The 19,306-nt window shown below is 48.9% G+C and carries 19 protein-coding genes, 2 pseudogenes and 1 riboswitch; of the genes and pseudogenes, 5 read left to right on the top strand and 16 right to left on the bottom strand.

The features are described from left to right. The 10 genes and pseudogenes from H569_RS0102410 to H569_RS23535 all read right to left on the bottom strand — a co-directional run. On the bottom strand, positions 1–1,432 hold a 1,432-nt coding region (locus tag H569_RS0102410; RefSeq protein ID WP_027363668.1), incomplete at its 3' end, for an aldehyde ferredoxin oxidoreductase N-terminal domain-containing protein. A 12-nt stretch (positions 1,433–1,444) separates the two neighbouring features. Further along, positions 1,445–1,560, bottom strand: a riboswitch (molybdenum cofactor riboswitch). 190 nt (positions 1,561–1,750) lie between these two features. Continuing rightward, a complete protein-coding gene (locus H569_RS0102405; RefSeq protein WP_027363667.1) occupies positions 1,751–2,914 on the bottom strand; it encodes an iron-containing alcohol dehydrogenase in 1,164 nt (387 codons plus the stop codon). 321 nt (positions 2,915–3,235) lie between these two features. Beyond that, positions 3,236–4,756, bottom strand: coding sequence for a sigma-54-dependent transcriptional regulator (locus H569_RS0102400; RefSeq protein WP_027363666.1), 1,521 nt, complete (start codon positions 4,754–4,756; stop codon positions 3,236–3,238). Continuing rightward, on the bottom strand, positions 4,743–6,425 hold the full coding sequence (locus tag H569_RS0102395) for a GAF domain-containing sensor histidine kinase (RefSeq protein WP_207637511.1): 1,683 nt from the start codon (positions 6,423–6,425) through the stop codon (positions 4,743–4,745). Before H569_RS0102395 ends, H569_RS0102400 begins: the two co-directional genes overlap by 14 nt. Before the next feature lie 12 nt (positions 6,426–6,437). After that, on the bottom strand, positions 6,438–7,586 hold the full coding sequence (locus H569_RS0102390; protein WP_027363664.1) for an iron-containing alcohol dehydrogenase: 1,149 nt from the start codon (positions 7,584–7,586) through the stop codon (positions 6,438–6,440). A 159-nt stretch (positions 7,587–7,745) separates the two neighbouring features. Further along, entirely contained in the window at positions 7,746–7,916 is a 171-nt protein-coding gene (locus tag H569_RS0102385) for a small, acid-soluble spore protein, alpha/beta type (RefSeq protein WP_027363663.1), read from the bottom strand. Positions 7,917–7,984: 68 nt separating this feature from the next. After that, positions 7,985–9,070, bottom strand: coding sequence for a M42 family metallopeptidase (locus H569_RS0102380; RefSeq protein WP_027363662.1), 1,086 nt, complete (start codon positions 9,068–9,070; stop codon positions 7,985–7,987). 143 nt (positions 9,071–9,213) lie between these two features. Further along, positions 9,214–9,984 (bottom strand): sulfite exporter TauE/SafE family protein, encoded by a 771-nt coding sequence (locus tag H569_RS0102375; protein ID WP_207637510.1) that lies wholly within the window; start codon positions 9,982–9,984, stop codon positions 9,214–9,216. Positions 9,985–10,193: 209 nt separating this feature from the next. Continuing rightward, positions 10,194–10,391 (bottom strand): sensor histidine kinase, encoded by a 198-nt coding sequence (locus tag H569_RS23265; protein ID WP_257720079.1) that lies wholly within the window; start codon positions 10,389–10,391, stop codon positions 10,194–10,196. A gap of 16 nt (positions 10,392–10,407) precedes the next feature. Then, a pseudogene (locus H569_RS23535) lies at positions 10,408–10,521 on the bottom strand (sensor histidine kinase); the annotation flags it as partial. Positions 10,522–10,680: 159 nt separating this feature from the next. Between H569_RS23535 and H569_RS0102360 the strand changes: the two are divergent. From H569_RS0102360 to H569_RS18970, 3 genes and pseudogenes are all read left to right on the top strand, one after another. Continuing rightward, positions 10,681–11,238 (top strand): helix-turn-helix domain-containing protein, encoded by a 558-nt coding sequence (locus tag H569_RS0102360; RefSeq protein WP_027363659.1) that lies wholly within the window; start codon positions 10,681–10,683, stop codon positions 11,236–11,238. 82 nt (positions 11,239–11,320) lie between these two features. After that, positions 11,321–11,692: a hypothetical protein gene (locus tag H569_RS0102355; RefSeq protein ID WP_027363658.1), complete on the top strand. Its 372-nt coding sequence runs from the start codon at positions 11,321–11,323 to the stop codon at positions 11,690–11,692. Between the two features lie 407 nt (positions 11,693–12,099). Continuing rightward, a pseudogene (locus H569_RS18970) lies at positions 12,100–12,389 on the top strand (type II toxin-antitoxin system Phd/YefM family antitoxin). On the opposite strand, the gene H569_RS0102345 reads toward H569_RS18970, so the two are convergent. The 3 genes from H569_RS0102345 to H569_RS21630 all read right to left on the bottom strand — a co-directional run bounded on the left by H569_RS0102345 (position 12,386) and on the right by H569_RS21630 (position 13,741). Then, positions 12,386–12,595, bottom strand: a complete 210-nt coding sequence (locus H569_RS0102345; protein WP_027363657.1) for a hypothetical protein — start codon at positions 12,593–12,595, stop codon at positions 12,386–12,388. The pseudogene H569_RS18970 and the gene H569_RS0102345 overlap by 4 nt on opposite strands. A 528-nt stretch (positions 12,596–13,123) precedes the next feature. Continuing rightward, the gene (locus tag H569_RS0102340; RefSeq protein ID WP_027363656.1) at positions 13,124–13,534 is read right to left on the bottom strand and encodes a type II toxin-antitoxin system HicB family antitoxin; all 411 of its coding nucleotides are present in this window, start codon (positions 13,532–13,534) and stop codon (positions 13,124–13,126) included. Positions 13,535–13,579: 45 nt separating this feature from the next. Further along, the gene (locus tag H569_RS21630; protein ID WP_207637509.1) at positions 13,580–13,741 is read right to left on the bottom strand and encodes a type II toxin-antitoxin system HicA family toxin; all 162 of its coding nucleotides are present in this window, start codon (positions 13,739–13,741) and stop codon (positions 13,580–13,582) included. Between the two features lie 193 nt (positions 13,742–13,934). Here H569_RS21630 and H569_RS21155 point away from each other — a divergent pair, with 193 nt between their 5' ends. Beyond that, positions 13,935–14,132: a PhzF family phenazine biosynthesis protein gene (locus tag H569_RS21155; RefSeq protein WP_027363655.1), complete on the top strand. Its 198-nt coding sequence runs from the start codon at positions 13,935–13,937 to the stop codon at positions 14,130–14,132. A gap of 59 nt (positions 14,133–14,191) precedes the next feature. Further along, on the top strand, positions 14,192–14,368 hold the full coding sequence (locus tag H569_RS21625) for a type I restriction enzyme endonuclease domain-containing protein (protein ID WP_238492444.1): 177 nt from the start codon (positions 14,192–14,194) through the stop codon (positions 14,366–14,368). Positions 14,369–14,979: 611 nt separating this feature from the next. On the opposite strand, the gene H569_RS0102320 is transcribed toward H569_RS21625, so the two are convergent. From H569_RS0102320 to H569_RS0102310, 3 genes are read right to left on the bottom strand one after another with little or no spacing between them, the layout of a single operon-like run. Then, complete coding sequence (locus H569_RS0102320; RefSeq protein ID WP_027363654.1) at positions 14,980–16,161, bottom strand: efflux RND transporter periplasmic adaptor subunit; 1,182 nt, start codon at positions 16,159–16,161, stop codon at positions 14,980–14,982. Between the two features lie 13 nt (positions 16,162–16,174). Further along, positions 16,175–18,583 carry an ABC transporter permease gene (locus H569_RS0102315; RefSeq protein ID WP_027363653.1) on the bottom strand — a complete coding sequence of 803 codons (2,409 nt, stop codon included), beginning with the start codon at positions 18,581–18,583 and terminating at the stop codon, positions 16,175–16,177. Next, on the bottom strand, positions 18,583–19,293 hold the full coding sequence (locus H569_RS0102310) for an ABC transporter ATP-binding protein (RefSeq protein ID WP_027363652.1): 711 nt from the start codon (positions 19,291–19,293) through the stop codon (positions 18,583–18,585). The genes H569_RS0102315 and H569_RS0102310 overlap by 1 nt, the downstream gene beginning before the upstream one ends. Between the last annotated feature and the right edge of the window lie 13 nt (positions 19,294–19,306).

Below are 19,306 nucleotides of genomic sequence, written 5' to 3'. Positions count from 1 at the left end.
CGGCGGTGGCCACCTGCAGGTTGCGGGAAAGCTCCACCTGGCCCTCTTTCTTGGTGGGGTCGACAGTGCCGCCCACGTTTAGAATATTGGCTGTAACGGCGTAGCCGGCGGTATGGTCCGCGCCCATGGGGGTGGTGGCGTAGGTTACGCCGTTGCCTTTGCAGGAGCGGGGGTCGTAAGCCGGGATGCCCTGGCCTTTAACGGCGGGCCCGCGGGTTACTCCGTACAGTTTACCGGCGCCCGTGGCGCCGCCGCCGGTAACCCGGCCCAGCGGAGTGCCTTTGGCCACTTCTTCCAGCGCGGCAATGGCAGCCCGGCCGTCGCCGAAGGGGATTACCCCGGCTTCCATTAAAACGCCCAGGGTACAGCCCGCTTCAATGGTATCGAGGCCCACATCGTTGCAGATGTAGTTCAGCTTGGCCACCACGTCCAGGTCGCCGATCTCCAGGTTGGGGCCGAAGCACCAGGCGGTTTCGTATTCGATGGGGGCGCAAACTTTGCCGTCCGGCATGGGGTAGACGTTGGAGCAGCGCATCACGCAGCCGGGATGGCAGGCGTGGGTGGCTTTGCCGCCCCGGGCCGTGGCTACTTCGGCCAGCTTTTCGCCGCTGACTTCGGCGGCCTTGTCGAAACGGCCGAATCTAAAGTTGCGGGTGGGCAGTGTACCGGCTTCGTTGATGATGTTCATCAGCACGTTGGTGCCGTAGGAAGGGAGACCCTGCCCGCAGACGGGGTGGTCCAAAAGTATTTTGGCGAATTTTTTAGCTGCGGCTTTAAACCGCTCGGGGTCGGCAACCGGCGCGTCGAAGGTTTTGGGGCAGTCAACGACGATGGCTTTTAATCCCTTGGAGCCCATGACGGCGCCCAGCCCGCCACGCCCGGCGTAGCGGCTGCTGTTGCCGTCGCTGTCGTTGTTGGTGACTCCGGCGGACGGCATCAGCATTTCGCCGGCGGGGCCGATGGTGATGACGGCTACTTTGTCGCCGTAACGCCGGCGGCAGAGGGAGGTGACTTCGTAGGTGCCTTTGCCGGCCAGGTCGCCTGCGGGCAGTATTTCCACTCCGTCAGGGGTGATTTTCAGCATTGAGAATTCTTGATCTGTCGGTTTGCCTTCGATGATTATGGCTTTAATGCCCAGGTTGGCTAATTTCTGCGAGGTTATACCGCCGGCGTTGGCTTCTTTGATGCCGCCGGTCAGCGGGCTCTTGCCCCCTACCGACAAGCGGCCGGAGGAGGGTGCGCTGGTGCCGGTCAGCAGGCCCGGGGCGATTACCAGTTTGTTGAACGGTCCCAGGGCGTCACAGGTGGGGGGCACTTCGCCGGCTATAATTTGTGAGGTCAGGGCACGGCCGCCCAGGGAGGCATACTTGTCCGCAACTTCTTCAAACTTTACCTCTTTTTGAGTCATATTGACCCTGATTATTTTGGACATTGTCTTTCCTCCTTTAATTTATTCTCCTCTCCTTTCCACACTGGGAGGCATAACAGTTTCCCGTTATACCCTGACGTCCTGTGAACCACCTGAGCAGAAGGTTGACAGGCTCGGAGATAATAAAATCTTAAAATAATTACTTAATTAAAATAAATAACTAAATCTTAAATGCTTCGTCAGCAAAAAACGTTCCATAGTATTAAAGCGCCAAGCATCGATTAATAGCAGGCAGCAACGTCGCCGTGCACAATAAGTACACAACGACGGTGCTTTGTTTTGGAACAATTGTTCCGTATTGATACACTATAAAAGGGTCTATTACATAGCGTTGCGGTAAATCTGGATTACATCGTCCAGCGTGGCCAGGCGCGGGTTGGTGAAGCTGCAGGCATCCTTCATGGCGTTTTCCGCCATTATTTTAAGATCCTCCTCCTTAACATTCAGTTCAGCCAGTCCGCTGGGTATCCCCACGTCTTCCGAAAGCTGCTGGATGGCTTCGATCGCCACATCAGCGGCGTCTCTTGTGCTGAGTCCCTCAATGTTTTCACCCATGGCCACTGCGATTTCGGCAAAGCGGCCGGGGCAGGCAATCAGGTTGAAGTTGCATACGTGCGGCAACAGGATGGCGTTGCAAACACCGTGGGGCAGGTTGTAGAAGCCGCCAAGCTGGTGCGCCATGGCATGCACATAACCAAGGCTGGCGTTATTAAAGGCCATGCCGGCCAGGAATTCCGCGTAAGCCATTTTATCCCTGGCTTCCATGTTCGTTCCGTTGGCAACAGCGTTGCGCAGGTTTGTAGATATAAGTTTAATGGCCATCAGCGCTGCTGAATCGGTAACCGGTGTGGCGATGGTGGAGACATAAGCTTCAACGGCATGGGTTAGCGCGTCCATACCGGTGGCGGCGGTTAATGCGGGAGGCATGCCAACCATCAGCATAGGATCATTTATGGCTACATTGGGTGTTACCCGCCAGTCGACGATAGCCATTTTAACTTTACGGTCGGTATCGGTGATAATGCAAAAACGGGTCATTTCACTGGCGGTTCCAGCGGTAGTATTGATGGCAATGAACGGGGGCATGGGCTTTGATGACTTGTCCACACCTTCGTAATCGCGAATATTTCCGCCGTTGGTGGCTACGATACCGATACCCTTGGCGCAGTCGTGGGAGCTTCCGCCACCCAGTGAAATAATCATGTCGCAATTGTTTTCTTGATAAATTTTGAGCCCGTCATGTACGTTGATGTCGGTTGGGTTGGGTTCAGCCCCGCCCCAGACGAGTGCTTTGGCGCCGGCTGCTTCTACCAGCGCTTTAATTTCTTCGGCCATGCCGGTCTTGGCCAAAAATGCGTCAGTAACAATCAAGGCGTTGGTTCCACCCAGAGTTTTAACTTGAGCGGTGGTTTCCTTTACAGCGCCCACACCCATCAAGTTAACCGTAGGAATAAAATAACCGTAAACCTGTTCTCCAAGAGCCATTAAAAATAACCTCCTTGTTTGTTATAAGTTTATTTTTTGTTAATGACAAGTTTTTTACGCAAGGCCTGTGCCAGTTCGCAATTGCGGGAATATTTCTTTAGTTTTAGCAGATAAGAATATTTTGATGATCCAAAATGGAACCAAAAAGCTAATTTTCTATCAGTTTAAAGTTCGAAGGTGGGACAGGGGTTCCAAAAAAGAGCAGTTGGGAGTGGTTTGAGGGATTGACAAGGCGATCCTGTGGTTACCCGGAGCAGGCGGGCACTGGATGGGGGAAGAGAAAACATGACTTCCAAAGAAAAAGCACCGGTTTAACGGCGCTTATATCAGCAAGCCATATTCTTTTATCTTTCGATATAGAGTGTTCCGGCCAATACCCAGGGACCGCGCGGCAGTTGAAATATTTCCTTTATAAAAGGACAGCGTTTCGGCTATTGCTTTAATTTCAACCTCCCTCAGGCTGGGAGGCAGTGGACCGGCTACGCCCAGAGTTGTCATATGTTCATACAGGCGTTCTCCTATTTGTTTGTTGATTGTATAGGCTTTAATTATATTATCCCTGGTAAGGTTTTTTCCATGTCTAACAGCATTTAATGCTGCTTCAAGGGTATCAACCGGGCTGCCGGAAAAGGCAACTTTACCGTTTTCTGTTAACACTTCCGTTTGCTCCGAACTTCTGGTGATTATCTTATCCGGCAGGTGTGACGGTAGGATTGTATTCCCGTCACATAAAGCAACCGCCTGGTTGGCAATATTCACCAGTTCCCTGATATTACCGGGCCAGTCGTAATCCAGTAAAGCCCGGGTGACTTCAGGCGAGACCTGCAAATTGCCGGTCCGCGAGATAAAACGGTTAAACAGCAAGGGGATGTCTTCTTTCCTTTCCCGCAACGGCGGGAGTTCAAGCCGGATGACGTCAAGCCGGTAAAAAAGGTCTTCCCGGAAATTTTTTGCCTGTACTGCTTTCTCCAAGTCCACATTGGTAGCGGCGATAATCCTTACGTCCGTTTGAACAGGTTTTTCCCCGCCAACCCGCAGGAACTCGCCGGTTTCCAGAACTCTTAAAAGCTTTACCTGGATGGGCAGGCCGGCTTCTCCCACTTCGTCCAGGAACAAGGTGCCGTTGTCGGCTATTTCAAAAATCCCCCGGCGCATTGAGGTTGCGCCTGTAAAAGCTCCCTTTTCATGCCCAAAAAGCTCGCTTTCCAGTAGGTTTTCAGGCAGAGCGCCACAATTAACAGGGATGAAAGTATGATCGCTCCTGCTGCTGGCAGCATGGATAAATCTGGCCAGGACTTCTTTGCCTGTCCCTGTTTCACCCTGAATCAGAACATTAATATTTTTACGCGCAATTTTTTCCGCCACCGTGGCCAGCCGGATCATTTTCTGAGTGTTTCCCACAACAAAGCCCGTACGGTTGGCTATTGCCTGCCATTCGTGCTGACCGCCGGATTGACCGGTTATTCGGTGCCGGTATTCAAATGCTTTCACCACCAGCTGCTCTATTTCAGAAATATCATCAAACGGTTTTTCAATATAATCAAAGGCCCCCAGTTGAATGGCCTTTACAGCGGTTTTGGTGGTGGCATAACCGGTCATGATGATAGCTTCACAATCCGGCTGGTTGTTTTTCAGCTGGCGTAAAATGTCCAACCCGCAGGTGTCCGGTAACTTCAGGTCAATCATAGCCACCGCAAAACCTGTCGATGCAATTAATTGAAAAGCATCGGCCCCGGTTTCGGCATAGCTGGTTTGGAAGCCTTTCCTTACCAATAGACGGCTTAAAAAGGTTCCCACTTCAATTTCATCATCAACTATTAAAATTTGATCAAGCTTGGGCAAAGGTCTCGCCTCCCGTGCCGGAATCTTCGGTATTAACCGGAATTACCAGGGAGAATTTGCTGCCCCCTTCAGGGTTGCTGTCCACTTCAATGGTGCCGCCATGGGCCTCGGCTATGCCCAGGCTGACTGAAAGCCCCAACCCTGTTCCCCTGGTGGCTGCTTTGGTGGTGAAAAAAGGATTAAAAATTTTCGTTATGTTTTCTTGTGGTATGCCCTCTCCATTGTCGGTCACTGAAGCTATTACGCAAGTTGTCCGGCCTGATTTCCGGATTTGGGTGGAGATGGCTATCTTTTTATGACCGGTACTGTTCTCCAACGCATCCCGGGCATTTAATAAAAGGTTGATCAAAACTTGGTCCAACTGGTGTTCGTTAGCCAGCACTTGGGGTAAATCGGGGTCAAGTTCCACATTTATCTCTACGTTATTGCGATTAATTTGGTACTGGATCAAGCTCAGCACTCTGTCCACAACATCGTTCAAGCTGGTCCTGGCCATCGGGCGCTGGTCCTGTCGCGAAAAAGTCAACAGGTTCTGAATGATCTTTTTACAGCGCAGGCCGCAATTGTAGATATCTTTTAACAGCTCGGTATTGGATTCGCTCGTATCACCATCGCGTAATATCATTTGGGAGTTCCCGATTATCACCGTCATGGGGCTGTTTAATTCATGAGCAACGCCGGCGGCCATTTCCCCGATGGCCGCCAGCTTGCCTGATTGCATTAACTGGGCTTCCATTTTAACTTGTTCGGTAACGTTCTTAATGTGTTGAATAACGGATTCAACTTTCCGGCCGTCCTTAAGCACCGGGTAATAATGAACGTCGTAAGTCCTTCCCAATTCCATTTGTATTCTTCTATAAGCGGGCGCTTTGGTTATCATAACCTCGTCCATCAGGCAGTGCTCGCATTTTTCAGCGCGGCCCCAGGCATAAGTATAGCACTTGCTTCTGGGTGACATGTTGCTGGGACAGCCCGGCAGCCCCTCTGACTGATTGTTGCACCGCAGTATATTATAATTCTTGTCTATAAGTAAAATTGGGTCGGTTAAAGCCCGGAATGTTTCTTCCCATTCGCTTTTGCTTTTTAACACCTGCTCATACAGCCGGGCGTTCTCTATGCAAATGCCCAGCTGGTCAGCCAACTGGCGGGTAAAATTCATCTCATCTTCCAGATAAGCATTCTCTCTGCTGCTGCCGGTCATTAAAACACCTATAACATTGCTCTTGGCAAAGAGCGGGTCCAGGGCGAGGGAGGCAAGGTTTAGTTTTTTTACCGGTGGGCATTCCAGCAGCATTGGTTGCTCTTCGTCAAGGGAGTAGAATCTGCTTTTTCTTTCCCTGACTACGCTCCACAGCAATGATTTAAAAGGTACAGGTTTGCCTGTGCAGTCGCAGTTGGGGATCATGGCTGTCATTACCAGGTCATCCTCCTGCATTAAGGCAAGACCTAAAAACTCACAATGGATTACCGATGGGAGCTTTTGGTAAACCCGCTCAATGATATCACCCAGGGACATATCTATATTAATATCTTTAATAATTTGGTGGATAATTTCCAACCGTTTGTTTTGTTTTTTTACTTCTGTATAATAATTTATTTTGGAAGAGTTAATCCCGGTGAGATTTTCGATAATGCGCATCTTGTCGTTTATCAGCTGCTTATTCTTCATTTTTGAGTCCACCTAAAGAGCTTTATAAAAAATCCGGGCCAGGTCTTCAGCGCTGGCGTCCCGGGGATTGGTTACGATGCAGGCGTCATCCAAAGCGTTTTTGCTTAATTCGGGAATGTATTCTTCTTTAAAGCCCATAGCGGATAAACCATAAGTGATGCCAATGTCCTGAACCAGTCGCTGGACCGCTTTGATGGCCTTTTCCGCAGCGTCCAGCTTATTCAGGCCTTCAACATTTTCACCCATGGCTATGGCTACCTGGCGATATTTTTCCGCGCAGGAGATCAGGTTAAACTCCATCACGTGGGGTAGCAGCACGGCGTTGGTTTCTCCGTGGTGCAGGTCTAAAAGACCGTCCACCTGGTGGGTCATGGCGTGGGTGGCGCCTAAAATAGCGTTGGAAAATGCTATCCCGGCCTGCAGGCTGGCCATGGCCATGGCTGATTTAGCCTCCATGTTGGTCCGGCAGGCCACCGACTCGCGGAGGTTTTCCGAAATCAATCTGATGGCCTCCAGCGCCCTTACGTCGGTAAGTGGGTTTGCGGCGAGGGAGACGTAGGATTCAATGGCGTGGCTAAGGGCGTCAATACCAGTTGCCGCCGTAAGACGCGCATCCTTGGTTTGTAAAAGTTGCGGGTCGATGATCGCTATGTCGGGCACCAGTGATCTTGAGATAATGGCCATCTTTTTTTTGCGCTCTTTATCCACAATAATAGCAAATTGAGACACCTCCGAGCCGGAACCGGCGGTGGAGGGCACCATGACCATGGGCGGAAGGGGCCTGGTTATTTTATTTACTCCCTCGTAATCCTGGATTTTACCGCCGTTTGAAACTAATATCGCCACCGCTTTAGCCGCGTCGATGGGACTGCCGCCTCCAACAGCCACAATTGAATCGCACTGCGTGGATAGGTATTGCTTTACGCCGCCGGCAATTTCGGTGTCTTTGGGGTTACTGGTGATGCCATGCCAGACTGTATACTCCAAACCGGCTTGTTCTATGAAACTAAGGGCTTTGTTAACCCAACTGTTATTTTTTACCCCGTCATCGGTAACTACAAAGACCTTCTTGGCGCCAAGGCGCAGGGAGCTTTCCCCCACCTGGCTGATGGCTTCCAGACCAAAGATAATTTCAGGAGCCACAAATTTTATAATATTCACAAAGTTTACCTCCCAAAATGCTTGTTCCAAAATGGTACGGTTATATTCTAACAGATAAAACAATAAATGAGTAATATAAATAATTACCTTTGATAATAAAATGTTTCAATAAAAAAATTAAGGGGTGCGGTTATTTAACCGCACCCCGGCCTGCCGTCTCTATAACATCGAGCGCTCTGCCTTTTGGATGGCCAAGCGGACAAGGTTACCGCAGTCCCTTGAAGAGACACTGCCGAAACCGCCCTCCTGGCGCACTATATCGGCAACCCCAAGTTCTTCGGCTAACTCCATCTTAAGTCGGTCGGACATAACGCCTTTCCTTCTAGCCATAGTAGCCTCCTCCTTTGGGTTTTTGAAAGACCGGCAGGTCATCATTATTATTTGTCAAAGCCAAGGTTTTAACCTGAAAAGTACTGGGAGATGTTTTGAACAATAGCGGAAACGAAGTTAAAAATACCAGCCATGTCACCCAGATCGGCTATTTGCCCGGGTGAGTGGGCATAACGCAGCGGGATGCCAAGGGTGGCTACCGGAACATCAGCAAGCTGTATAACCGAGGTGTCGGTATAAGACCTGGAAACTCCCTGCTGTATTTGAATGTTGTTATTTCGCGCCACGTTCTGCAAAAATAAGCGCATCCGCGGTCGCATAATAGCCAGGTCGTCAACCAGGCGAAGAGCTGCACCGCCCCCCAGCCTGATTTGGCGCATGTGCCTGGGAATGCCCGGGATGTCGCTGCAGACCATACTGTCCATAACGATGGCAAAGTCGGGTTTTAGGTTCATGGCCGCAACCAGAGCGCCCCGGGAGCCGGTAACCGGTGCCGGGCCGCTGCCGGGAAGCATGCCGTGTTCTTCGGTGCTGGAGAACACCCCGGTAATGGATGCTCCAACTTTTTTACCGGCCAGGTGCCGTAACAGCGCCACCAGGATGGCACAGCCCACCCTGTCGTCCAGGCACCTGCCCATGACCCTGTCTCCCTTTAACCGGCGGAAATCCCGGGCAAAAGTTACACTTGTACCTACTTCAATTCCCATATCCAGGACCTCTTGGCGGCTGGAGGCGCCCACGTCAACGAAAATCTCCCTGTTTCCGGTCACCGGCAAATGGGGGGGATGGATGCCAACGCTTCCATAAATATCCCCTCCGGACCCGTGTATGCGCACCCATAACCCCGGGCCCAGATAATCGGGCACACCGCCCAACGGGTATAAATAAATAAACCCCTCGCTGTCGATACTGCTAACCACGAAGCCTACTTCGTCCATGTGTGCGCAAAGCATAACCTTGGGCTTGTTGTCACCCGAATCACTTGAAGTAAGCGTGGCGTACAGGTTGCCCATATTGTCTGAGCCAACTGTAATTCCTGACGCCGGGAGCAGCGTTACCAGCTTATCCCGAACGGCATCTTCAAACCCGGTCACTCCCGGGATGGCGATCAATTCTTCGAGCAAACCAAAAATTTCGTCAGCAATTGAAGCCATTTACAATACTCCTTGCTAAAAATATTTTTCTATGATTATATGAGTTCAATAAAATTATATCCTCAGGTTTTAAAGTTATGCTTTAGGGTTAACATGGTGACTACCATGGCCGCTGATGGCATTGACCGCTACAATTTGGTGCATTAGCTGCTCCTTTCCCCTTCGTCAGCCTGAGGTTTCGGTGTTCTTAAATATCTTACCCCCGTCCAGATCAGCACGGCGGCGAAGATAATGCGCAATGCTCCTTCTGTCAGGATATGAGCCAGGGAGCCGCCCAGGTATGTGCCCAAAAGAATGCCCGGGATTAATCCAGGCAATATACTTGTGTTGACGTTCCCCAAACGCCAATGGGTATAAGCGCCTACTATTCCCACCGGGACCATGGCGAGGAGGGAACAACCCTGGGCGGTGTATTGGGTGAAGCCGATGAGCAGCACCATGGCAGGCACCATGATCGTGCCTCCTCCGACCCCCATCATCCCGGAGAGGAAGCCGGTAAAGATCCCTGTCGATAAGAGAACTAATATTTTCAGCCATCCCGTGGTAGGCTCGGAAACATGGTACAGGTAAGGTTTCAGAAGCAGGAGCAGGGAGACCAGGATTAAAAACCCACCGAAGGACCTCTTGAGCTTCCATTCCGGAAGGGCATTGGCAAAACGCGCACCCGCCCTGGCAGTGAATATGGCGGTGGACGCCAATAGCAAAGAGGCCGGTATATCAACTGAACCATTTAAGGCATAGGTGAAAGCTCCTGATATTCCGGTGAAGACAAGCGCCACAAGGCTTGTGCCGTGGGCCTTGTGCTGGCCCATTTTCAGGATTCCCACCATCAAGGGGATCATTATCACTCCGCCGCCGAGTCCCACAAGCCCTCCGAAGAACCCCGCCGCTAATCCGATTAACAAGTTTATCATCCTGCTACCTCAACAATCAAAGAGTGTTACATCTTATTCCAGGCAATTGCACTTGGCAGGAGCGCTGGCGTTACTACTCATTATATATTTATCTGTTAATCCAGTAAACCGTGTGGTTTGGAATTTTAGTTTCATAAACCCGGCAGAGGCGGCCGCGCTGAACGGGCTACAGATTTAATTACATATAGACATTGTAATAGTATGCTCGACTATTGAGTCTGCAAGAGCGGTAGGCGGATCACGAACCTGGTACCCCGACCAGCTTCGCTGTTGGCTGTTATAGTTCCGTCCAACCGCTGGACAGCTTCCCGGGCTATGGCGAGCCCTAAACCGGTACCGGGGATGGACTGGGTGTCGACCCCGCGTTGGAACCGCTTCAAAAATGAAGGGCATCTCCTCCGGTGCAATCCCTTTACCGGAGTCTTTTACAGTGATGACCGCGTTGCAGGCGTCCACCTGTAAGGTCAGAGCAATCTGCCCGCCGGGTGGCGTATATTTGCTGGCGTTGTCCACAAGGTTATTCAAAGCAAGTTCCATCAGGCGCTGGTCTAACAGTTTAATTGAGAAATCTACTCTGAAGCCAAAATTTACCGTGCTCTGGCCGGCTGATGTTTCTGGCAGTCTTGTCAGGTTTTATTTTGTATGTTATATTTAACATAAAATAAAGTATAACATATATTACTAGAGGAAAAGCAAATGCATATTTCCAAAATTATTGGCAACAACCTTGCCCGTATACGTAAAGCGAGAGGTTTAAGCCTGGATAAAGTTGCGGAGCAAACCGGGGTAAGCAAGCCCATGTTGGGCCAGATTGAGCGGGGGGAATCCAACCCTTCAATTGCGACCGTTTGGAAAATTGTCAACGGGTTGCATATCCCATTCACTGAACTTATGACTGAAAAAAAACCTGAAATTGAGCTTGTTCGAAGTTGTGAAGTTTTTCCAATAATTGATGATGAGATCGGTGTAACAGTTTATCCATTATTCTCTTTTCAGCAAGACCGTCGCTTTGAGATATTCTTCGTTACTCTTAATGCACACAGCTCTTACCTATCGGAACCACATGACGACGGTTCTGAGGAATACATTTTGATGATGGAAGGAACTCTCGAAGTGACAGTGGGAGAAGCAACATATACTTTGTCCGCCGGAGATATCATTAAGTTTCAAGCCGATCAGCAGCACAAATACAGGTGCATATCAAATCAAGCAGTTAGCTTTTATAATATTGTTTATTACTCTGAAATGGACTGAACAATTTCTTTAATTAATCAAATATGGTGAGAAGGGCTTGGATAATGGATATTATTGAGTTTAAGAGAAAGAGGTGTATAATATGGACAACACAGAAATAGTGATACGCAAAGCGATTCCATCAGATACCAAGGAAATATGGCATCTGTTACATAATAACAATATTCCTTGGGATATTAGCCGTATTCATAAAGAAATGGATTTCTTAACCGTGCTGTCTTTTGAAAAAAGACTGCTGGGTGTTTTCCATGGCTCGATTAACCCCGGGTTTGAAAAAATATCCTGGGTAGCCGGACACCCGATGTATCCTGAGGATTCTTTACGTGCGGTTTTGTTTTATAGCTTGTTTGGAGTCATCTGCCGTTTGCCCGGTGCCAAGATAGAACAAAAAGTGAAATCGTATCTCAAAATGCATAATAATAAGTCTAACAACATTGGTTTTGGAATCAGATGATTGATTTTCTCAATTGGTAAAACAATTTAATTAGTTCTATGCTAAATTTGCCGGCAATTAATGTTTATGATTTTCTTTGCTATTTATTGTTACTGGCAAATTTACAGATATATTGCGTTTTATGATCAAGGAATATTTTTAATTGAATCAAAAGCGATGGCTGTTATCTCATTAACGAATGAAAGATCAATGGATAAAAAAGTTTCAAACATTCAGGCAGTATTGCTTGTCGTGTCGAAGAGAAGCCGGATTTACTCTCCATGTTAATAACGGTAGCTGGCACTTTTTTATATCGAAAATATATGTCGATATTTTGTAGTATTTTGTAGTGCCAGGCACCGGTTTGATTAGCTCTCAAAGTTATGCTATGTTTAGTGCATAGATATTGATAGCAAGGAGGGCTTGTCATGCCGAACATACGACCAATTTCGGATTTACGGAACAACGCCAATGAAATATCGGAGTTTTGTCACAGGTAGCGTGAGCCGGTTTTTATCACAAAAAACGGTGTAGGCGATAGGTGCTTATGAGTATAGAAACATACGAGAGGCAGCAGGCGCTAATTGAACTCTATGGAAAGCTGGCTGAAGCCGAAGCTGAGATTGCCAGCGGCGCTGCCGGCGAGGACTTTTTTAAGGTCGCGAAGAAGCTGAGGGAAAGTGTTAATTCTTTAACATTAATGATCATTGCTATTTAGCCTTCAAAAGACTCATTTTTCTTGCTTTCATATCTCTTTTTCCAATTTCCCGCAAACTTAGAGCAGTAAGTCAACTTCTCCTTATAAGTTCCCTTTGCCGCCTCAGGCATAGGCCTCCCGCATTGCGGGCAACGCCCCTCCTCCATTCGTTTTTCACACATAGCTCTTTTTGTATATGCATCTTTTTTATTCGACTTTAATTCCATATTTACCTTCTTTTGCCTTGTGCTTATAAGTAATTAAGAGTTTTATTCCCTCTTCTTAGAAGGCCATGGTCACTGGCGATTCTGCTAACAGTTGCGGCAGAAGTGTTATAGCGGTCAGCGATTTCTTGATAAGTATATAGTGGCTTGCCAGAACCGGGAAATCTTTCTTGCTGTAGATCATCCAAATTATGACTTAAAATATGTTCGTCATAAAGACATTTTAGAGGGAATCCGTTCTTGCAATTCCAATGGCGAGTATGTTATGCTGATTGGACCTTTCAGTCCCCTTGTTAACGGGTCTTCCGGTGGAACACAGAACCGCTATGTGTAAGCTAAAGGAGAATGACAAGGGGACGGAGTTGTTGACTACCATCTCCAGTCTAAGGAAAATGTTGGAGGGACAGAGCTATTGAGTGTCAGTAACCCCGTCCCCTTGTCACTGGTTTATAACCATCGGCATTCATCCCCCGCCTACGCTTCGCTCTGAGCGGGGGTCTTCTGTCTGGTTTTTGATAAAAAAGGAGACGTTTATTGTCTCTTATGAATGCCTAACTGTTCTTTTAGGGCTGTTTGAAGAACTTGTGAAAAGTTTATATTCCTTTCAATTGCCAGCTTATTAAGCCATTGTGGGATTGATAGTGTCTTTTTTACAGAGTAGTTTTCAATTGCTTCACGCATTGTAGGCATAAAGACTTCAATAAGGACAACTACTTGATCAGATTCAAGTTTTATTTTGCTAATAGGGGTAGGGTCAGGTATCTCATCGTTGTCTTCTTCCATGCTGTAAAGGTGTAATCCTAATGCTTCTTTGGCCATAGAGATAGCTTCTTCATCAGAATCTGCACATGAAAAGCAGCCTGGAAAATCCGGAAATGATATCGAAATCCCATCATCTGCATAGTCGAATATGGCTGGATAGATATAGCGATCCTTTTTCATATCATTTTCTCCCTTATCAGATTTACTTATGGAGGAACAAAAATATTAGACTATAATTCCTGCTTGTTGCAGAATACTTTTTACTGTTTTGGTTGGTATGTTTTTCCTTGGGTGCGGAACGGTAACATTACCCTTTTTCGAAGGGTGTTTGAAGTGATGGTGGCTACCGTTTGCTTTATGGAAGTACCAACCATAAGCTTCAAGCATTCTAATCAATTCTACCGATGATATGATTTCATTTAGTATTCCTCCATACCTATATGTTAATACGTAATATGTTACGTGTCAATGTAAGAAGTAGGGGTTTTATAAGGAAGACCAATGGATGCAGTGGGTTGCCAGAGAAATGAACCTGTCAGAGACGACTTTTTTATGAAACCGGGGATGGTTTTAATTTAAGATGTTTTACCCCAACTATGAAGTTGATCTTTGTGGGCATGCAACACTTGCAAGCGCGCATATCTTTTGGAAAGCCGGCTATTTGCAGAAAAATAAGGAAGCAAGGTTTTATACTAAGAGTGGGATATTGACCGCCAAGCAAGATGGTGATTGGATAGAACTTAATTTACTTTCTGAAGCACCTGGCTCTTCAGCCTGACTTCAATGCTTTAAGATAGATGGAAAATCGGGGAGTAATCGTGATCAGTTTATCAAGTAGTGAAAGAAAATGCATCAATAGACTGGACAATAAAGGAAAGCGTAAAAGCAAAATTAAAAGTGATTGTAAAACGCACTTTAAGGCAATATGGTTATCCGCCAGATATGCAGAAGCTTGCAACAAAAATAGTATTAAAACAGGCTGAGCTAATTGCAGAGGAATTAACCCAAAAATAGGGGCAAAATTGATAGGAACAATTAAACATATTAGAGCCAATTGCATAATTCTAATCCCTTGAAGTACAAGGCTTCCCAGGTGTTGAAAAATACCTTTACCCCAAAATAAAAACCTAAATATCTTTATAATGCTGCCAAAATTAAAAGGTTTCACCTATTTGCTTGTAGAAATGTTTTTTGTACCCCTACAAAAAACACAAGCGAGGTTAAACCATAACATGTATATTCTTGAAGGAGTACTATTTCCCTTTGAAGTTTTAATAGAAAGTTACAATAAAGAAGATAAAATTTATAAAGTTATTACTCAAATTAAGTACAAGTCATTAAGCCAAATAGCGCGGTACTGGTGCAAGTTAACAATATACCGTTAGTGGAGGAATAACAATAGGGAAAATAAGCTATACCAGTTAGCTTCCGAACTTGAGCGGAATTGTACTCAGATAAAGAAAAAACATATCGATTTAACAAACAGTAGGAATATAGGGAGGAGTAAAAACAAGGTGCCGATAGCGGCACTGAACCGCTATAGGGTTGGTCAAAATGGAGTTCTTTAAATGTAACCAAATTTTAAACTCCGCTACAAGAACGGGGTTTAAAATCAACAAAATTTATTAACCTTCAATTGGCTTGACCCTGGTGTTTTCTTTTAAGTCCAGGTTGCCGTCCCGGATAATTACCTCCCCTGCTGCCAGGCCTGCTGTTATTTCAATATTCTCCCTGTCTCCGATACCTGTTTGCACCGGCCTATGTTCAACCCGGTTACCTGTCACCACCATCACTTCTTTGCCGCCACCTTTTAGGGTACGCACGGCTTCCCTGGGGATTAACAGTACATCCTGCCGGGTGGATGTTTCAATGGCCACCTTTACCTCATACCCGGGTTTCAGGTTGGCCGGGTCGGCCAGGGTGACGATAACAGGCACCCGTCTCTGGATAACCCCCAGGGCTGATTGTTTTTCCTCGGCCAGGGGATATATTTCCTTGACTTTGCCGTACAATAACTTTGCGCCAAGAACCGGGGCGGTGATTTTTACCCTTTGGCCCAGGTTTACCTCACCCAGGTCGTCGCTGAGGATATCCGCTTTAATTTCAAGCTTGTCCGGCACCGCCACACTGGCCAGCACTGTACCAGGGGTTACCACCTGTTCCTGCTTGGCCGGCAAGCTCAGGACTATGCCGTCCACGGGGCTTTGCAGCGTCAGCTGCCGCTCTTTGCGGTTGAGGTTCTGCAGCGACCGGTTCAAGCCAGCCTCCTGTGCCCGGGCGCTCTCCAGCAGTGATGTCTGCTCCTTTAGGCTTTGTTCCAGTGTTTCCACTTTGAGCCGGGCTTCTTCAACATCAACCACTGCGATAGCCCCGGATTCATACAACTCCCGGAAACGTACCAGGTTTTCCCCTGCATTTTTCAATTCCAATTCTATACGTTGCACAGCCGCTTGGGCTGCGGAAATAGAAGCTGCGGTTTGGGACAATTGAGAGCGGGTATCTTCAATTTGTAGCGACAGATCCAGGTTTTCCAGTACCACCAAGGTTTGACCTTTCTTCACCTGTTGACCCGTATCAACGGGTACCCGTACAACTCTGGCGTTCTGGACGGCGTGCAGGTCGTAGTTGGTGGCGGGTTGAACATAACCGGTATCCTCAACGGCCCGGATGATATCCCCGGTCCGTACCGGCACCGTTTCCGCCTCGGTTCCACCGGTTAAGATGGTGGCTGCGGTTATTATCGCCAGTATCACCCCGACGCCCACCAGCAGGAACATTTTTTTTCTTTTTTTTGCAACCGGCTTCATATTAGACCTCCTGTTAATCTTTATTCTTCAAAACTTCCACCAGCTGCAGCTGTCTGACACCCCTGACAGCCAACAGGTGGGCCACCATGATGAAGAAAAAACCACCCAGGGCAGAATATATATAAGTGGTCGGATAGATTATTGCCGGCATGGTAAACAGGTCCGTGCTTACCGCACTGATGTAGCCCTTAACCATCAGGTATCCGGAGGGCAGGCCCAGAGCTACTCCCAGCAGGGATTGCAGCAGGTTTTCCTTCAGCAGGATGCCGGAGACCTCCTTTACCGTAAAGCCCAGCACCCGCAAGGAGGCCAGTTCCCGCTGCCGTTCCGAGAAACTGATGACCGAAGAGTTGTACACTATAGCGAAGCCCAGCAGCAGGGCGAAGATGACCATAATAGAGATCGAGTAGACCATTGAGTCCATGTTTTGGTTGAAATTGTCCAGTTCCTGCCGGCGGCTCAGGATGGATGACACGGCGGTCATGTCCTCCAGTTCCTCTTTCAGCTGTGCGGCAAAGGCCGGGTCCACCTTCAGCATAACACCGGATACCAGCTGTCTCTCCTGCAGGATGAGGTTGGCCTGCTCCAGGGAAACGAAGGAACCTCCCCCCACCAACTGCTTGTTGATACCCACGATTTTAACCGGGGCGTGCCTGGCAGGGCCGGTGCCCAGCAAGGTTTCCACTTCCACCGTATCGCCGACCTTTGCCCCCAGCCTTTCCGCCGTCCTCTGGCTGATCAGCAGGCCCGCTTCGGGTATTTCAACGGGCTGCTCCCGGGGGTCCCTAAGTTTTTTTAAAGTGGATCCGGGGTTGAGTCCGGTTATGGAATCATCTTCGTTTTTACCGTTAAATTTGATTTTTACCGGTATCTCCAGCAGGGGTTCCGCTTTATTTACGCCCGCCACGCGAGTGATATTTAAAAGCTCGTTTTCCTTCACCGGTGAAGTAAACCGGATCAGGTAGTCATAACGCTGGTTCTGGTGGAAATGAGATTCTATCATATAGTCCACAGCGTCAATGGTGAACAGGGACACCACCAGCATGCCCACGGCAAAAACAACACCCATCATGGTGATGGCGAAACGGCCGCGGTTCCGGGCGGCGGACCTGATGCTCATCTTCCAGGCGGTATCCAGCCGGCGCCATAGCCATGACAGATTTTCAACCAGAGTTTTACCACCACCCTTGGGCGGCTCGGGACGCATGGATTCCGCGGGGTTGATGGCGGTCACGCTGCGGCATGCGGTTAAGCCGGCCAGGGTGCTTACCCCGAGGCTGAGAATGAAACCGTACAAGATGGCCTGGATGTTCACAGCCCCAATGGTTGCCGGCAGGTTGAAATATACGGCATAGGCCCGGGACATGACCGAGGCCAGGGCAAGGCCCAGCAGAGTTCCCAGCACGGCGCCGCATAAAGCCACCAGGACTGAATAACAGGTATAGTGCAGTATAACTTGCCTGTTATTGTAGCCCAGGGCTTTCATGACCCCGATTTGCAGGTGCTGGGAGCGGACCATGCGTCCCAGGATGACGAACTGGATGGCGGCGGCAATGCCCAAAAAAATGGCGGGCATAAAACGTGAAGAAGACTTCAGACTGTCCAATTCTCCCTCCAGCATGGCGTTGCTGAGCTGTTGTTTGCGCGGGTAAGCGGCCAGGTTGCCGTAGGGCTCCAGTATGCTTTTTACCTGTTCCGCCACCTTTTCAGCGTCGGTGCCCGGGGCCAGGGTAACCAGTACCTGGTTCACCTGCCCCGGCAAGTTTAATAGCTGCTGGGCCCTTTCCAGTGACATGGCGATGATGCCGAAGGACCTGGGGTCAGGTAAAAGGGTGGCGGCGTCCTTCATCAGATAAATAAATTCCGGCCCGGTGGCGGTGCCCACCATGGTCAGGGGCACCATCTTTCCCTCCGCCACGATGGTGACGGTGTCGTTGAAGTTCAGTTGGTTGGCTTCGGCATACTGGGGATCCACCAGGATCTCGATGTCACCGTTCCGGGTATATTGTTCCCCAGGCCTGGCAGCCATTGCCTCTTCGGCGAAAAACCGGCCTGTGAGCAGCTGCAGGCTGTTGATTTCTTGTTCAATGGGTAGGGAATAGCTGGTTAAGCGGGCGGTGGCCCGTTTATTATGGTCGTTTACCAGGGTAACGTCCTTTTGGATGCGCCCGGTTACTCGGGTTACCCCGGGTATGGTCTCAATCTGTTTTGTCACTTGTTGCGGAGCCTTAACCACATGGAAGTAATAGTCCGCAAAATTATGATCCCGGTAAAACTTCTCCTTTGATTCGTTTAAGTTGAAGTACGCGGTGGTCATGGCTATGTAAACGGCTATACCCACCGTAACCACAGCCACCACGGCTATAAACTGCTCCCTGGTTTTGCCGATGGTGCGCCATAATTTTTTGTGCAGGGCGCTCATTACCACTCAATCCTTTCCGGTGGCAGGGGGGAGGCATTCTCCCTGATTTCGGCTATGGTGCCGTCTCTCATGCGTATCACCCGGTGGGCCATGTCCCCGATGGGGGTATTGTGGGTAACAATGACCACGGTGCTGCCCCTGTCCCGGTTGATTTTCACCAGCAGGGCCAGGATGAGTTTGCCGGTCTGGTAGTCCAGGGCACCGGTGGGTTCGTCACAAAGTAGCAGGCGGGGATTTTTCACCGCCGCCCGGGCGATGGATACTCGTTGCTGTTCACCGCCGCTCATCTGGGAGGGAAAATGGTCCATCCGGTCGGCCAGGTCCACGTCTCTCAGCACACCGGTCACAGCCAGAGGCTCGTCCACCAAGTCGGCGGCCAGTTCCACGTTCTCCCTGGCCGTCAGGTCAGGTATCAGGTTGTAAAACTGAAATACAAAGCCAATTTCATTTCTTCTGTAACTGGTTAACTGATTGTCATTGGCCATTCCAAGATTGCGGTTTTCAAAAAACACTTCTCCTGTGGTGGGGAGGTCCATTCCTCCCATGATGTTAAGCAGGGTGCTTTTCCCGGAGCCGCTGGGCCCCAGGATCACCAGTATTTCACCCCGGTACACGTCCAATGTGGTTTCCTTCAGGGCATTGACCGTCACTTCTCCCATATGGTAGGTTTTGGTTATGCGGTTTAAACGCATCAATACCGTATTGGTCATGTCCGCACGCCTT

Origin of the sequence: Desulfotruncus alcoholivorax DSM 16058 (assembly GCF_000430885.1) — a bacterium.
GTDB lineage: Bacteria > Bacillota > Desulfotomaculia > Desulfotomaculales > Desulfallaceae > Desulfotruncus > Desulfotruncus alcoholivorax.
Note: the sequence above shows the minus strand (reverse complement) of the source record. Positions and strands in the feature narration are given on the sequence as shown.